Annotated in this window: 13 protein-coding genes; 6 read left to right on the top strand and 7 right to left on the bottom strand. The window is 61.0% G+C overall.

Annotated elements, in window-relative coordinates:
- Positions 1-88 precede the first annotated feature (88 nt).
- Positions 89-367, top strand: a complete 279-nt coding sequence (locus VGC56_RS07365) for an ArsR/SmtB family transcription factor (RefSeq protein WP_464124375.1) — start codon at positions 89-91, stop codon at positions 365-367.
- A 384-nt stretch (positions 368-751) separates the two neighbouring features.
- Here VGC56_RS07365 and VGC56_RS07360 read toward each other — a convergent pair whose 3' ends face one another.
- The 4 genes from VGC56_RS07360 to VGC56_RS07345 all read right to left on the bottom strand — a co-directional run bounded on the left by VGC56_RS07360 (position 752) and on the right by VGC56_RS07345 (position 5,101).
- Positions 752-1,687: a hypothetical protein gene (locus tag VGC56_RS07360; RefSeq protein WP_464124235.1), complete on the bottom strand. Its 936-nt coding sequence runs from the start codon at positions 1,685-1,687 to the stop codon at positions 752-754.
- Between the two features lie 142 nt (positions 1,688-1,829).
- Positions 1,830-3,020 (bottom strand): SHOCT domain-containing protein, encoded by a 1,191-nt coding sequence (locus tag VGC56_RS07355; protein WP_464124234.1) that lies wholly within the window; start codon positions 3,018-3,020, stop codon positions 1,830-1,832.
- A gap of 409 nt (positions 3,021-3,429) precedes the next feature.
- A complete protein-coding gene (locus VGC56_RS07350) occupies positions 3,430-4,254 on the bottom strand; it encodes a hypothetical protein (protein ID WP_464124233.1) in 825 nt (274 codons plus the stop codon).
- Positions 4,255-4,555: 301 nt separating this feature from the next.
- Positions 4,556-5,101 carry a P-loop nucleotide/nucleoside kinase family protein gene (locus VGC56_RS07345; RefSeq protein ID WP_464124232.1) on the bottom strand — a complete coding sequence of 182 codons (546 nt, stop codon included), beginning with the start codon at positions 5,099-5,101 and terminating at the stop codon, positions 4,556-4,558.
- Positions 5,102-5,193: 92 nt separating this feature from the next.
- Between VGC56_RS07345 and VGC56_RS07340 the strand changes: the two genes are divergently transcribed.
- On the top strand, positions 5,194-5,760 hold the full coding sequence (locus tag VGC56_RS07340; RefSeq protein ID WP_464124231.1) for a CDP-alcohol phosphatidyltransferase family protein: 567 nt from the start codon (positions 5,194-5,196) through the stop codon (positions 5,758-5,760).
- On the opposite strand, the gene VGC56_RS07335 is transcribed toward VGC56_RS07340, so the two are convergent.
- The gene (locus VGC56_RS07335; RefSeq protein ID WP_464124230.1) at positions 5,729-6,613 is read right to left on the bottom strand and encodes a hypothetical protein; all 885 of its coding nucleotides are present in this window, start codon (positions 6,611-6,613) and stop codon (positions 5,729-5,731) included. The two genes, VGC56_RS07340 and VGC56_RS07335, sit on opposite strands and share 32 nt — an antisense overlap.
- Positions 6,614-7,037: 424 nt before the next feature.
- On the opposite strand from VGC56_RS07335, the gene VGC56_RS07330 reads away from it, so the two are divergent.
- The 4 genes from VGC56_RS07330 to VGC56_RS07315 all read left to right on the top strand — a co-directional run bounded on the left by VGC56_RS07330 (position 7,038) and on the right by VGC56_RS07315 (position 11,528).
- Entirely contained in the window at positions 7,038-7,952 is a 915-nt protein-coding gene (locus VGC56_RS07330; protein ID WP_464124229.1) for a tyrosine-type recombinase/integrase, read from the top strand.
- Positions 7,953-8,984: 1,032 nt separating this feature from the next.
- Complete coding sequence (locus tag VGC56_RS07325; RefSeq protein ID WP_464124228.1) at positions 8,985-10,265, top strand: hypothetical protein; 1,281 nt, start codon at positions 8,985-8,987, stop codon at positions 10,263-10,265.
- A gap of 124 nt (positions 10,266-10,389) precedes the next feature.
- Complete coding sequence (locus tag VGC56_RS07320; protein WP_464124227.1) at positions 10,390-10,986, top strand: C39 family peptidase; 597 nt, start codon at positions 10,390-10,392, stop codon at positions 10,984-10,986.
- Entirely contained in the window at positions 10,986-11,528 is a 543-nt protein-coding gene (locus VGC56_RS07315; protein WP_464124226.1) for a hypothetical protein, read from the top strand. Before VGC56_RS07320 ends, VGC56_RS07315 begins: the two co-directional genes overlap by 1 nt.
- A 181-nt stretch (positions 11,529-11,709) precedes the next feature.
- On the opposite strand, the gene VGC56_RS07310 is transcribed toward VGC56_RS07315, so the two are convergent.
- Both VGC56_RS07310 and VGC56_RS07305 read right to left on the bottom strand, forming a co-directional pair.
- On the bottom strand, positions 11,710-14,469 hold the full coding sequence (locus VGC56_RS07310; protein WP_464124225.1) for a hypothetical protein: 2,760 nt from the start codon (positions 14,467-14,469) through the stop codon (positions 11,710-11,712).
- Positions 14,469-15,224 (bottom strand): hypothetical protein, encoded by a 756-nt coding sequence (locus tag VGC56_RS07305; protein ID WP_464124224.1) that lies wholly within the window; start codon positions 15,222-15,224, stop codon positions 14,469-14,471. The genes VGC56_RS07310 and VGC56_RS07305 overlap by 1 nt, the downstream gene beginning before the upstream one ends.
- Positions 15,225-15,495 lie beyond the last annotated feature (271 nt).

Raw genomic sequence — 15,495 nt, 5'->3', positions numbered from 1 at the left:
CCGGATTTGGCACAAAATAGATTTTGCAGAGGCTTCTTGATCCTCGCTACAATTCTATTATTCTAGAGGCGTGGAAAAGACGGCAGCCATGCAGATGATGAGCGCACTCGCGCAACCGACCCGTCTGAGCGTCTTTACCATCCTAGCAGGCGAGCAGCCCGAGGGCCTCGCCGCAGGCGAGATAGCCGAGCGAACAAGGACACCGCCAAACACGATGTCTGCGCACCTTGCCATCCTCTCGAGAGCTGGCCTTCTCACTTCCTCGAAGCAGGGCCGTGTCGTGACCTATTCGGCTTGTCCGGGTGCGATCGCCGACCTCTGTGCATTTCTGGAGAAAACATGCAGCGCTAAAGCTGCGCAAGCGTAGGCTTTCTAAGCCTCGAACGCCGAACGGGTTATGTGCGTCCGATCCAGCCGCCGCAGCGGCAGTCGATCTGACGGCGATCACAGCACCAAGAGGCTGCGTAACCTGAGGGAGCATATCACGGCCGCCGGACTGCACTTATTGAGTCGGCAGGGTGGCATCCATCTAGCAAGGGTTAACGCGAAGTGGCGTCGGGCTGGAGGGCCAGGTGATCCGAGTGCTTGGCTTTTCTTTTCGTCGTGCATAAACGGCCTCAACACCCCACCAAGACAGACCAAATCGTCTCCTCTCGAACACTCGCCCGCTTGGTCGCCGGGGAACATACAAGCGAATGGCGATGCAGCGATCCGCGGCGGGGGCCGTTGGCGATCTTCCTGGCCATCGGACCTACGCTTCGTCGGCCTCGAGTGGTGGCGCCGCGGGATGGCGAAATAACCGGTCGCTGATGTCGGGGCCACCCCAGTTCAGGAACGTGGCAAGCACCTGTCGGAGCGGATGGCTTTCGACCGCCAACGGTCGGTTAAGATCCCCGTAGAGCTCCTCGGGGGAGCGATTGTGAAACAGGTGGCACAGGCTGTTAGCCAGCACGTCGGCCGCAACGACGATGGGATCTTCATCGCCAACCGGCGTGACGGTCAGACTGTCGACAGAGGTTGCGACCTGTAAGCTGGGCGGTATCCCCGCCTCCGAGCGAATCTCACCCCGCACCACCGTCTTTGTGAGCACGTCGAAACCGGTGGTGGTGGTCGTCTGGGGGCCCGTATTGAGGAGGCCCGCGGCCTTTTCCCGGAAGAGCATCGCTATCGGCGCATCGACATTGTCTGTTCGCACCTCGATCTCAACCGGACCAGGCCGCCGCTCCTCGAGATAGGCGACGACGTGGGCGTAGAGGCCAGTGAACAACATGGCGTGAAGCGACTCCGGCTTCTCCCGCGGGCTGCCCCTCTTCACCCTGGGATTGGAATCCAATGCCGCCACGTCATTCCGCGCTTGGGAGATGACGTCCTGGCTCGCTCGGTGGAAATCGTGAAAGCCGGCGACATGGATTGCGTACCAGAAGCATGGGAGGTTCAGATCGAGGATCGCGGCAAACAGGTCGGCCCGCAATCCGCCCTGCTGTGCCGAAGGCAGGTCCGTGATGTGGAGCTTGCCGTCGTTGCCTCGATACGGTGAGATAGCGTCCTCGAGCCGCTCTTCGGCGGCCGCAAGCCGTTCTTCGGGCACGAAAACGCCGGCGAAGACGCCCACTTGGCCGGGGAATTGCTCGTCTTGGTCCGCATACCCCTTTGCGCCGGATTCGTCGCACGCAAGGATGATCTTCATTTACTCGATCCTTCGAAAGTAGGTCGGCGGCCGCAGGCAGGGTCGGCAGCAAAAAAGGTTGATGCGGACCCGGCGGTCACAACCGGCCATGCAGGGCGTCCAGGTAGCGATTCGGTTGGTGGCCCTCAACGCTCACCAACGGTTAAGGCTGGCGCGGTGTCCCGAGCAGCTTTTGCTTTGCAGCCTGAAACTCCGCCTCGGTGATCGCGCCGCTCGCCCGCAACTCGGCGAGCTTTTTCAACTCATCGGCGATCGACAAGGGTGTCGTTGCCGCCGCTGTCGCGGCGCCCGCCAACTCCGGCGGCGGACTGGGCAGCATATTACCCGACTTAGCGCATTGAGCGGACAGGATGTCGAAATCGCGGCCTGTGCCGATGTCGGTGAACTGCACCCAGCCGCTACGGTCGAGCACGACTACGAAGGAGGTGCTACCGGTGTAGCCACCCATGCGGTTTCGAGCGTTGATCAAACCGCACGACCAGTAGCCGTCGATGCGCTTGCTCAGGAGAGGCTTCCACGTTCCGTACAAAAAGCCGTGCGGCCATTCGATCCTGGCAGAATCCGGATCGATGAGCTTCCCCCTCAGCGCCGCCTCGGCGTTGCGCCGAAACAATCGCCAGTCAGGCGCGCCTGCCTCATAGACTCCCTCTCCACCCGGCCAGCGCTTAGTGATCTCGACCAGCTCCGTGTATCGCGACGATCCGAGGCCTTGGGTGATGAAACCCTCTATCGAATGGAGGCGCCCTATAAGATCCGCCCGCGGCTTGGGCACCCACTGAGCGTCCTCCAGCATCATCCGCATCGCATCGTAGGCGAGCTGCGGGAGGTTATACCGCTTACGGTCCTTGGACAAAGATGCGCATCTCGCCCTAACGCCAGCGCCGTAGGTGCCGAGATCCGGTCGTTGTGCAAACACGCTGACGCAGTCGTCGAACTTCCCGGTGGCGGCGTCGTCCAGCCCCTCGACCAGAGCAGTCATCATCGACCGCGAGTTCGAGCATGTGACTTGGGCATCGAGGATTTTGCCGCCTCGGTCGATACGCGCTGGGATGACCGCCGCCGGGCCAATCGCGCGTAGCACAGTGACGATCTCATCGACGCTTTTTCCAGCCAGCTCTGTGCCGTTTAGCGACGTCAGCCGGTCCCCGGGAACAAGGGGTGTTGGAGCGAACGTACGCGTCACTACAGCGCCCTCACCAACAACCGCTCCGAGCGAGCAGCGGTCCTTCGGTTCGCCCAAGGCGCGCAGCTTTGCCGCAGCCGCGGAAGCCTCTGTTCGAAAAGCGTCCTTGTCCTGCGCGAGAGAGGACGCCGGGAGGGTCATCAAGATCATACCCACTGCGGTTGCAGCCAAACCGAAACGTGCAAGCACCGCGTTCCCCCACTTTCAATCGAACCCCGTGCCTTCATCGAGTCCAAAGGCGGATTTTGTCAACGCCGTTGGACGAGATTGGACGTCGTCAAGGATGAGGCAGTGCCGGCGATCGAAGCGCGTTTCTCGGCGCATACCCTCAAACCTCCTGGGTCCTTCCCACCCCCAGGCTGACAGTAGCCATCGCCGGCACTTTCCCCACACGTGCCAGAGACACGGCTGACCCATGATGGCTGCCGGCAGCTGAGATCACGAACTCGGCCAGTCCATTCTTAGAGCGAGCCGCTCCGCTCCGACACGCATAGCCGCGTCACAAGGATGCTCGGCTCGCTCGCCCGGCCGACATTCCTCTTGGAGAACAAAAATGAACCTAATCCGACCACCACGTCGGCAGCTCGCCGTCGTCTCCCTCCTCGTAACTTGCTCCCTCCTTGAAAAAGAGGCGCCAGCTGCGGCGGGAGGTATGAAAAACGTCCTCGAACGAAATCTCCACCAGCAACCAGGGCTTCTGCTCGGAGGAGGCGGTGGAAGGGACTTCGAGCTCTACCTCTGTCCCGACCTCCACCGTGCGGCTGAGCGCCGTGAGTTCCACTGCGGCGCACCGCCCGAACTTACGCGGGTCAAACCCGTCCTCTACGGTCAGCACTCGGTAACCCCGCAGGAACGCGAGAGTGGGCCCGAGATTGCGAACGGCGAATTTCAACTTGCCAGAGGCACCAGCGGTGCACTGGGCGAGCAAATGGCATCTGGACGACTGCCGCCCGCGGTTCGCGCTGGAGACTGCCAAAGCTGTACCCAGCGCCAGGAAGAAGAAGGCGCTGGCGGCCAGAAGGCCGCCCTTGTCAAAGAGAGCATTGCTGACGCGGTTACGAAGCTTCTCGCCTACGCGATTACCTGCATCATCAGCGTTGGCCCCCCGATTCTTATCTATTGCGGCGGCCTGATTGCGACTGGCGGGAAGACTCGCCGCACTAGAGGTATCGGCTGCGCCAGTTGCGTAGCCGGCATTGTGGGACTGCTGCTCCTCTGCAAATTCCTTACTTCCTAAGAAGGAGGTTGTGGTGCTCACCACAACGAAAGCTGTCCCACTCAGCGCCACGATGAGCATCAGCCTTGTCTCCGAGTTCAGTGCCCGGACAAGCCTGATAAAGCGCACTAACGATCTAGAAAATAATCCGGCGGGCGGCAGCATCATCGTCGGCCTTGTCGTGTGAGGTCCTAGACAGGCACTGATATTTCCTTTCCATGGTCAGAGTCGAGAAGAGCCGTGGACGCACCGAAACCGATGATCAATGAAACGGGCAGGCCGCTGTGCGCCTCGCTCGAGATCGCCTCTGTCGGCTCGGTCATATGCACGGTCACTAGCCTGGATTGGCCAAAACTCGACCGCGTCCGCGAGCTTGTTGTCGCCTCCGGCTAGGTGAGCTGGCCAACGACTTCCAAGACTCGCAACTCCGTGACCGCAGACACGGTGCCGCGATAGACATCGCAGCCCACTAGCGAGCTTCCATCCTCTCCTTCAGGAGGGAAACCAATTGATTGCCCGCCTTTTCTGCGCCTTCCTCCATGTCGATTAACATCCCGTCTGGCGGCAGTGTCCGGAACTCTGCGGCGATCTTTCGCACCAGTTCGCCATTCCGGTGCGCCACAGGGTGTCGGCGCATCCGATGGTCTTCTTCGACCCTCGTGATCGCCGTCTCGAGTCGAATTGAGCAGTAGACTGGCCAAAACAGGACTCTGTTGGCAGCGGCGATTCCCCTTAGAACTTCAAGAGTGCCGACGTCGTAGAAGCACATCCCGTCAGCGATCGCCGACTGGCCGCGCTGGATCACTGCCGACACGGCCAAGGCTGTCGCCTCAAAGGCTGCTTGCTCCTCAGCGTCCGAATAGGAGCATGGGTCGAACATCGCCGCTCGGATCGTGTCGCGGGAGACTATTTGAAGCCCCGCAGACCGACCGGCCAGCCATCGTGCGAGCGTGGATTTTCCCGCTCCCGGGTAACCCATAAGAGCAATTAGCGTCGGACGCGTCAGGCGCAGCATGCTGCCCTCGTCGCATCCGATAGCGCCTTCTGCGGCGCCTTCCCAGGAGGCGCGCCGAGGACCCTCTGCCATACGATGCATAACTCCTGATTATGGCATGGCGTCGACTAACTTGGTTCTGGACAGTACAGGGCCTTACGGCCGCGCGGGTCGTGCTGGCCTTTCTGTTCGTGTCCCTCAGCCCATTTCCCGATCTTAGGTATCTGGTAGCAGGAGCCTATACAGCCGCATGGGCAACGGATTTTATCGATGGCCGCCTGGCGCGCGCGCATAAGGTTGCGTCCCGCTTTGGTGGCGCGATGGACGTCTTCGGCGATCGCTACATCACAGTGCTCTCCCTTCTCTATGCAGGGGTCCGAGGTGTCGCCCTGCCAGTCCTTGGGATCATTCTCCTGAGGGAGCTTTATTCAGTCGCAATGCGTATGGTGCTGGTCAACGGCCGTGGTGTGATGATGTCCAATCCGAAGGTGGGAGGGGTAGTTCATTTGATACTAGGTGGCGGGACGATCAACCTACTCTGCCGACCTTATACGGCAGTGAGTACTCTGGACCAGGTTCCATTCGCTGTGATCGCATCTTTTTATCTGGTGTATTTACCATGGACTATTTTACGATCACGGGGCACTATCATGGTTTCGGTAAAGGATGACCTTCAATAAGCTTATAAGCTTGAGTCAGTAGGTTGAGGCTCGACAACACCAATGCTGGAGTGAGTGTCGCACCAAAAGTGCCAAATATTCGGTAAAGGTGCGGCCAGCGTGGGATTTTCTCGACCTTTTTTACCACATCATCAAAGTAAGTGGTGTAAGCATGCGCGTCCCTTAGCGCAGCACCGCGGAGTTTTCCGGCGCAGATCTCCGCGTAATACGACCGTTGCCGCTCCTTAATCTCAGCTATTTCGTCGGATTTGAGTCGCGTTATGGCTCCGCGCAGCAGAACCGTGGGAATGGCATAAAATAGGATTAGGACGGCTGATTGCGCTAGAACGCCTATCAGCGTCGAAGCATCTACCTGCCGGTGTGTATAGACGACTCCGAAGAATGCCAGGCCTGATAAACCTAGGGCCGTGATAGCAGGGGACAAGATAAGCTCTGAAAGGAATGCGATGCCCCCGCATCGGTCTGTGGCGAAGGGGAGAATGCGAATGCAACGTCGTCTCACCAGACCTTTTAGGAAGGATGCGTGAAACCATACAACTCCAAAAAAGATATGTAGCACACTCGGGATGAGCAGCGTATGCATATAAAACTTGTAGACGCATGCCCCTGTATATCCCCGAGTGTAATGGATTGAGTCCCAGAAGTCGTGTGGGGCGAGTTTACCGGGCCAAAGATTCTGGAACATGGTCCAGGCAAAAGCTGCGAAACCAAACGTAAATAAGGTAGAATACAGTACTCTGCTGCGCTCCGTCTCGATCGCGATGAAACTTATGAGCGGCTCAAGCAAATCTTTTTGGAAACCGAGATCACCTGAAACCCGAGATAGCCGCCGATAATTGCCGCGGGTTCGCATCGCCTTCCTTACAGTCCGATAGATCGTAACTGGAAGCGTCGCTTGGATTAGAAGCCACCCGAAGATGCCCGGATGCTCGAGAAGCCCGTAGCCGCCGTTTGGCAAAGTGAGCGAGTGATCGGCAGCGGAGCAAAGAGTGAGGCATGCCGCTGTAAGCAGAACGAGGAGCGCATTCGCGCTCCCAAAACGGCGAATCCCCGCCGATTTCAGGAAGCGGTGTGGAAGAAATGCAGGGTGCCTGTAGAATGCACGGGACACCGCTCGGGTCGTGCTCATAATCAGGAGTTATCCGTCCGTACCGGTTAGCTGAGTACCCTAGCTTTCGCACGGCGCAAAGCCGTCAAGCGTTTATCAAACATCCTCCATTACGGAGCGAAGTCCCGCCGTTGGGCACGGCAATGATGCTCGTGGCGAGGAAGCAAGATTGATCGTCCAGGATGCAGCGGTGGCCTATGTGGGCCGGCTCAAGGCCACGCGCGACCCCTCTGAGCATACGCTCCGTGCCTATGAGTGCGATTTGCGGAGCTATTCTCGTTTTCTCAGCGCGCGACGCCTGTGTCCGAAGCGGGAGGCGACCGTCCTCGCCTACGCAGATTTTATGCGCACCGAGCGGGCGGCCGCGCCGCGAACGATACGCCGCCGTATGGCTTGCCTGCGCGGCTTCTATAAGGATCTCGTGCGCACGGGCGCGATGAGGCGGTCACCCTTTGCACGGCTTGAGCTCCAACTGCCACGGGCGAAGTCGCTGCCCCGGGCGCTCACTCGAGCGGATGCATCGCGCTTGGCCCGAGCCGCTTGGACCGCCTGTTCCGGCCGATATGTCGAAGTAGAGACCAAACGGTTTGCGGCTGCCGTCTTGCTCGTGATGGCGACGGGCATCCGCGTCGGCGAGCTCGTCCGCTTGCGGCGCTGTGATTTCGATGCGGAGAGTGGCGCACTGCTGGTGCATGGCAAGGGCCGCAAAGAGCGGCGGGTCTTCGTGGTCGATGCTCGGCTTCGCGCCCTCCTCGATCGCTTCGCTACTCGCCAGGAGACCGGCTCGCTGCTCGGGCCGCCCGGGGATGTCTGGTCGACGCAGGCGGTGCGGCGCAGCTTGCGCACCTTCGCGTTCGAAGCAGGCGTCGCATCACGCGTGACTCCGCACATGCTGCGGCATACCTGCGCAACGCTGTTGCTTGAGGAAGGTGTCGATCTGCGGTTCCTGCAGCGGCTGCTCGGGCATGAGAATATCGCCACCACGGCCATCTATGCATATGCGGGTGACGATGGCTTGCGACGGGCGCTGGAAAATGCTGAGTTGCTCTCAGTTCTCTCCTCCTCTGGGGCGAGACGGAGGTAGCGCATTCATCCGTATCGGAAAGTTTGCCGGCGGCTTTCAAGCATTTCCTGAAAGCTCGCTCCGACGACCGTGGAGATGGTAATGAGCAATCGGGCGAACGCGGGTTTCACCGAGTTCGTGCAAGGTGCCCTCGAAAGCCGAACCGATGCCGTGCACTCCCCCTCGGATTGGATACGGCCAGCTAGCTAAGACCCGAACGTCTGCGACTTGCCGGCGCGCCGAGGTCGGTTGTTCACTCCGGCCAAAAGCGGCTTAGGTGGGCCTTATGCACTTCACGCCTCGGGAAATTGCGGTTGGCCTCTGGCTCTTCGTTGCCTGACCTTTGCTATCCGGATAGCAGGGAAATCACTGCTTGCCGTGCTGAGTAGCCTTGCCCAACCAATCTTTTTGCGCCTCATCGCCGTGGCGGTGGTCTACCTGACACTGTGCGTTCTGGTTGATCGCACCGCTTAGGAACGCGCCATTGGCGCACTTAGGTAGCCGAGGACACCACTTAGGCCCGAAAAATCGTGGACAGAGCTCCAGCCGTAGGATGCGATTCGCAGCACGAGCACCTCTGAGCCACTAGCGTCGGCTCCTCGTTGCTACGATCCGCCATGCCGAACCGATCGGCGCAATCCACCTTCTCCTTAACGACGTGGCCGACGCAGCCCAAGAGTAGCCTCGGGGATCTGATTCTTGTGAGCGGAGGTCCCAGGTTCGGACAAGCGAGTCGTTACACGCTGCTCATTTACCAAGACAAGGGGCAGAACCAGGCCGCACTCGGCTGGAGTCGATGGAGCAGATGTGGCCCAGTCGTCGACACCGCCAGTTCCAGCAGACCGAGGTATGGTTCGGCCTGCAAGAGGGACACCACCGTCTCGTTTTAGTTCAAAAGACGCTTCACTCCTTCGAAGATGTGTAAATGCTGACTTCCGGATAACTTGGTTTTGATGCATCTTCAGTTGGCAGTCGCGAGTCGTAAGCGCGCTGGCAAACGCGCGTATTAGGGCCTGGGCGACGAGATCGGCGATCCATCGGGGGAGGCGCAGAATGAAAAGTTTGGTGTTTGCAGCGCTGCTGCTCGGCGGCTCTTCCGTCGCCGCCCAGGACGCAGGATCGACATCAGCCGCGGATCAGCTCGCGCAGGAAACAGCGAAGCTCAACGCTCAAGCGGCGCGGGACACCGCGGCGGCGGCGGCGACCACTGCGGCTACAGCCCGCCTCAAGGCGCAGGCCGATGCGCTTGGTTTGCCGACCGCGGAAGGAAAGACCAGTCTCGGAACGAATGCAGGCGTTGTCGAAGCCTGGATGCTCTCAAGCTCCACGCTCGACTCCGCGGCGCAGTGGATTGCGGAGGACCTCACGAAGGTGCAGGGAAATTCCCGCTCCTCCCCGCAAGGCACACACCCCGCACCGAGAGACCCGAATCTTCCGCCGCCTCCGCCGTCCCTTCCAGCAGGACATTCGACGTCATCCTACGGCTCTAACCGCCACCCAATTCTGTTGGTGCCGGTGGATGAAGTGCTGGCTCTTGATGTCTCCGACGACATCGCTCTGCAGATCGCCGATACCAAGAAACTGATCGATAAGGCGCAGCCGCAATACTGCTCCACCGGACGTACAGGAGACACCGGGACCAGCGGCGGCGCTATCCCCCTCGCAGCAATCGGTGCAGCGGTCAGCCTCCTGAAGACGGATACGGAGATCAGCGGCGTCGATATCCCTGTCGCTCATCGCATGCTCGTCGCATCGACGGGGCGCCGCCTTGTCGACGCCGGCTACAACGTCATTCTCCCTGCGGCATCCATTGCAACACCCCAGCGAAGCCCGCTTGCCGAGGCTTGGGCGGATCTGGTGTCCGCGCGCACGTCCGCAAAGGCATGCCGCGAGCGGTTCGCAAAGGAAAAGAAGACACCATGGCTGACCAAGAAATTAGCCGCCTTTGACGCCGCTCTCGCTGCCGGAGACGCTCTCGAAGCCAAGTTGCTCAAACGGGACGACAAAGGTCAGACACCTCTCGCGGAAGCGGTGCGCGCCGACGCGCTCCTGCAAGGGAATCCATGGGTTCTCCGCGTGGCCGTGGAGAAGGGTGGTGGGAGTATTCTGAAACGGTCCAACATATGGACCGCCCTTGGAGCACCCGCAGTCGGCATAACTGGCGCACTGATCATAAGCTATACCCTAACCGATCCGCGGGGCGGTGACCTCCTTCAGAGCGGCACTCTTGTCTGCCGGACCGCCCTCACCAACATGCGCGATATTCAGAACGCGCGCGTGCGGCGGCAGGCGCGCCGCGAGGCAGACATTTGCACCCCCTCGGTGCTTGAATAGCTGAGGTCGAGTACCTCTAAAATTCGGAGATCATGCCTTGCCGGAAGAGGTCGCACATTTCCTGGGCCCCGCTACTACCGTAGCGCCACGATCAAGGGTCCGGTACTTTCTCAGTCTGGTAGGGATGGCACCGGCTCAGGCTGACCCGGACGCTTTCGCGCTCGATATGGCGGGACAGGAGGAAACGAACTGGTGCTGGTCGGCTACGACGCAGGCTATCGAAGCGCATCTGCACGGGAGGCGACCGGAGCAAGAGACCATCGCGACCGAACACGTGGCCACCAGCCGGCCCGGAGCTACTTGTGCTCCGCCTGACAGGAGGCGCACGGGAGGTGGCCACTGCATCGGGCCCGGCAATTGCTCAGCCGAATGCAACAACACTCATGACGTGACCGTGGTTCTTGCCGAACGCGGTACTCGAACGTCGCTGCTCTCCAATAACGCGGGCGTCTCCTTCGACAGTGTCCGGCCTGAAGTTGCGGCAGCTCGCCCGGTGATCTGCCGCATGTCTTTCGGCGGCGTCGGTCACTTCGTTTGTCTAGCGGGCGCCTGGGCGGCGCCGAACGGCACCCGCTACGTTCTCGTGTATGACCCCTGGTCTGCTCGAGCTGGACACAGCGTAAGCGCGGAGTGGGTGGCCCACGACCAGTTTATCGCGCAGTATCATTCCGGCACTTCCGTCGGCCGCAACACTCATGCTTGGGCGATCAGGAACTCTTAATGTCGATTTCGATGTCTTCTCCGCCATCGTCTGCTGATGCGACGCTGACGGCGTTCCTCCAGACGGCTCCTGGTTCCGTCGCCGACACATGGTACGCCTACAAGCCGCTTCCCCTGTGCACGGTCCCGCTCGAGGCGGCGACAGAATCGCGAGGGGAGCTCCCGGACCGCCTGTCAGTCTACGGCTGGCGCTACTTGGTCCGAAGCGGCGAACTCATGGGAGTAGCCGACGTCCACGAGGATGGTGACCATTGGCTGGTCATGCGGTTTGCCACGGGGGAACCCGCTTCAGCTTTGGCTCGCGCCAGCTGCGCGGCGGAAGCGACAAGCCACCCGGAGGGTGAATACGAAGCTATGATCCTCGACTGGCGCGAGCTTGGCATCAACGCCCTGTACCTGAGAGGCCGCGCGATCGATGACCTTGTATTCGATGTCTGGACTGGAATGCCCTCACCGCAAACAGCGCGCGAGTTCTGGGCCGGAGCCACAATGAACGCAGCCCTCCTCAAGTCTTCTCGTGCCGAGCAACAAAGCCGAGATTAAATCGCTTTGAAGATTGAGCAATTCACGTGCGTAATCTGCCACGGCTTCCGCGACGGATAATTGGCAGCAACAAAGCAGTGATCCGGCCCTGGTCCTGGCGTCCACATATCCTTCCTACTCTGCGACGACCTTCTTTGATTTGGGGTTAGGGGCGTGGGTTCACTTCTCTCGACGCTGCAGATCAGGCGATCGAGTCAGACTGGTTCCTGTTCAGGGTGAGCATGCGATCCAAGATGTCCACGTCGCGGGCGTCGGCTGGAAGGTCAATTGCCTTGAACAAAGCCCTGTCGAAGTCCTGACGGATGGACCGACGTTCTTCGATCGGCCTCTGGGGATCTCCACCCCGCCGCATCAGATCGAGGTTCGAATGCCGCTCCGCAAGGCGCTCCAGCTCGGTGTTCCGATTGCTCAGCCTGAGTTGAGCCAACCCGGTGGCGTCGTCACGATGGATCTGGAATGCATCTGGGAGCGGCATGGTCTCGAACGTGCCGCTGACCGAGAATCGCGACAGCCAACTCGTGGAACGAGACATGGTCGCGCGCGCCCAAATTGTGAAAAGTCGCGAACCGAAGAGAATGGGGACGGCTGCGTCTCCGTCAAGAATGAACATCCGCTGCGCAGGAACCGTGCCGGGCTCAAGCTCTGCAAGCTGCGTAGGCAGCCGCCCATCCTCAAGAACGAATCGCCTCACACCCGGACCCGGTTCCGTCCACGCGATCCGAAGGTCGGACGGGCGTTTCTGACCGCCGACGGCCAATCGTTCTCCTGCCTCCTCAAGCAGAAAAGCGATCCTCGCAGCCCATGGACCAGCTGAGTCGATCTCCGACGAAACCGCGACCCTCGGGAACGCAACTTCCGCGATCTGGCCGCCGTCGATCCGGGGCCGATATCCGCGGACCAAGCCTGATAACTGTGATGTATCATAAAGGGAATGCAGCGCATCCACTTCCTCTGCCGGGAAGCGAACGACATCGCGAGGATCTACCCCGCGAACTGCAAGGCCACGATTGGCAGGCAGTCGCTTCAGACGCGGCAGCCGTAGCTCACGGGGCAGCCCGAATGCCTTTCCGGATATGAATTCGGAAATCGTCTCCCGGTCAGTGTAGCGCACGATCGTGTAATCTTCCTCTAGAGCAGCCCGCACCCCCTTCAGCGATGGCGCCTCGGCCGTTATGATAAGGCTGTCCCTGCCACCCACGTTAAGACGAGCCGCCAAGGTCCGCGCCCGGAGTGAGCGTGCAACCCTCTCCGGGTAGGGAGCTCGTGCCCGAGAAGCCGGGCCCAGCCGAACGTCGGATCGCCGAATCGGCCTGGCGGCCGGTACCGAATTCCCGGCCAATCCGATATTGGACACGACCGCCTCTGCGAAGCTGGCGAAATAGCTGTCGAACGGCCGCAAAGCTGCGTACCCGCGGGATACTCCGTCCTGGGCTTTTGCGAGCGGCTCCAGGTTAAACTGCATCGTCAACGCGTCGAAACCTTGGGCGGCCAGCCCAAACCGGGAAACTTCGGAGACGAGCCCCAGCTCCGGGTCACGTCCTTTGAGGTCCCCCTTCCCCAGCGCGTGCGAAATTACCTGCAAATCGCCGCCGGGCTTGAGCTGGAGAAGCTTCGCTCTGAGCCGCGAGTGAGTAGCGCAAAGCAGAGCCGAACCGACGATCGTGTCTGCAATCCGGCGATCGATCGCGCGCCAAGGGTTCCCGGTCCAAAACGGCGAACGAGCAAGCGAGGTGTCTATAACGGCATGACATGGGAAGGATACTGGGGCCACAGCCGCCAAGTCAGCCAGAACTCGTGAAGGCTCGAGCGTGGGCAGCGCCGGAGCAAGCAGATGGACCGCCGCGTCAGCCCCCTTGTGATGTATCACCTCTGCCGCGAAAGCCTCGAGGCGCCCCTGCATAACGACTTCGTCATCCAAGAGCCAGACGACGGCTCCATAGCCGGCAGCTGAGACGTCCAGCTGGTCGTCACTCATCACGTCGATCACTGATGCTCCGTGCGGCGCATCTGACAGAAGTCCGCCCCCACTCCGCACAATCCACTTCCGCGCAACCATCCCCGGCCCGATGACTGGTGCCCAGTCAGGCCGGGAGATATGACGCGCGATCGCCCGAGCTCGAGGGCCCGAGGAAATGATCAAGAGTTTGAGTTCAGGCGCGCTTCCCTCACCCTTCGGCCTAACGCCATCGCCGGTAGACGAGCTGATATCCCGCTCCTGCGGCGACGCTCCCGCTTCGATCTGCGTGACGGCGAGATCCATCGGCATCGCGAGGCGGCGGCCCAGCCGGCGGATCTGCTCCCGCAACAGATCGATTTCCTCCGGAGCAAGGGAACTGCGAAGGGTCGCCGGGAGTGACACGCTGAGGCGCTCGGGTGTCTGAACGACGTCTACGTTGTGAGCTTCCATCGCCAATGCTGGTGTGACGAGGGTTGATGCGAGCTGACGCCGCACCGCCAGTCGCGACTGGGACACAAGAAAATCCCGACGCCACCTGCGGGCGACGTCCGGGCCGTGCACACCTTCAACGTGCCGACGAGCCGCCTCGGCGAGTTCGGGCACCCCGTCCTCATTGGCCGAGAGTGCAAGGTCGAGGACGGACAATGGTATAGCGTCCACGAGGTGACTGAGGCTCGGGCGCAGTTCTTCCCACAGCTCAGACGGCGTGCCGACCCAAGGTTTACCCCCCCAGATAAATACATCCAACCACGGATCGCCGATGCGAACCCACTGCTGCAGCGCCTCCGGGAGCGACAGGACACCAGGAGCGTCATACTGCTCGAACCCCGAGACGCTACCCGTGTGATCGCCCTCGATGGAGCATCTGGCAACGTGCCACGTGTTCGCCCGCGGGCGGACCATGTAGCATGGTAGAGCGAACCCCGACCGACAAAGCGGCACGTAGCCGGCGACGAGCAACTCTTCGAGCGAGTCGTCCGCCATTACAGCCAGCCCCTTCCCCGGAACCACTCCCGAGCGATCGTCGCGATGACATCTTGGAACTGATCAGGAGTCGTATTCGGCTGCCAATCGTACGTTTCGAAGGGAATCCCGAGATCTGCCAGTCGCCTCATCACCCGGCCGTTCGGACCAGCCTGATCCTCGAGAAACTGCTTCGGGAGAATTGCGAGGAGCACGTTGCCCTGCAGGTCAATATCGTGATCGACGGCCACCTCTACGGCCGAAGCACGCTTGTCGTGCTGGTTGCTCCCAGCGCGACCCATGCGCGCGACGTCGACGTAGCCTCGGGTGACGCCCTCGTGCAGCGGCACATCTTTGAGGATGTCACCGCGCAGCCGGCCGTCGAAATATGCCTCGCGTGTGCCAAAGGCCCACTCGACGTGCCGCGAGGCAGCGGAGAGCGTCGGCTCAAGCTCGTAGTCCTCCAGCGGAACAAGGGGGTCGGCCTGATCCGCGAAGAACCCTCTGGCGGCAGCGCCGGTGTCAAACGGGTACACGTGAAATGGTGGGTCTGCCGCCTCGGGGCGCAGAACGAAAACCGCAGGAAACCGATTGAGCTGGTGCGACTTGTCCGCGCCGCGCGGGCTTCGGTAGAGCGGCAGTAGGGCGAAAAAATACAGCATCTGGCGTGCGAAAGTGTCGCACCTGCTCGTCTCCAGCTTACCAGCCTTCAGAATCTCGCCCGCAGTGAAGACAGCCGTGGCGTGGACAAGCGGCAGCCCGTCCTGCGCTTGCATTCCAGAGGCTCGCTCGCGCAGCTGACGATCGCCAGTTCCGGCCTTTCTCCTCCGCATCCCCGGCCCCCGACCACCGCCTCCTCCCACCTTCAGCTCTCCTTCACTACGCGCCACGGCGGCTCCGCTCCCCCAAGGTAGAGCAGATAGGCCACATCCTCCAGGGACTCGGAGTCCCGCTCCGCCCGGACAGCTGTGGGCGTGCGCAACCTCCGGCGTCCGATCCACATCAGCAAGAACGTCAGCAGCTTGCACGCTGCCGGTTCCAGAGAAG

Source organism: Allosphingosinicella sp. (assembly GCF_036403745.1).
In the GTDB taxonomy this organism is placed as follows: Bacteria; Pseudomonadota; Alphaproteobacteria; order Sphingomonadales; family Sphingomonadaceae; genus Allosphingosinicella.
The sequence above is the reverse complement of the archived record's forward strand: the minus strand, read 5'-3'. Positions and strand labels throughout refer to the sequence as shown.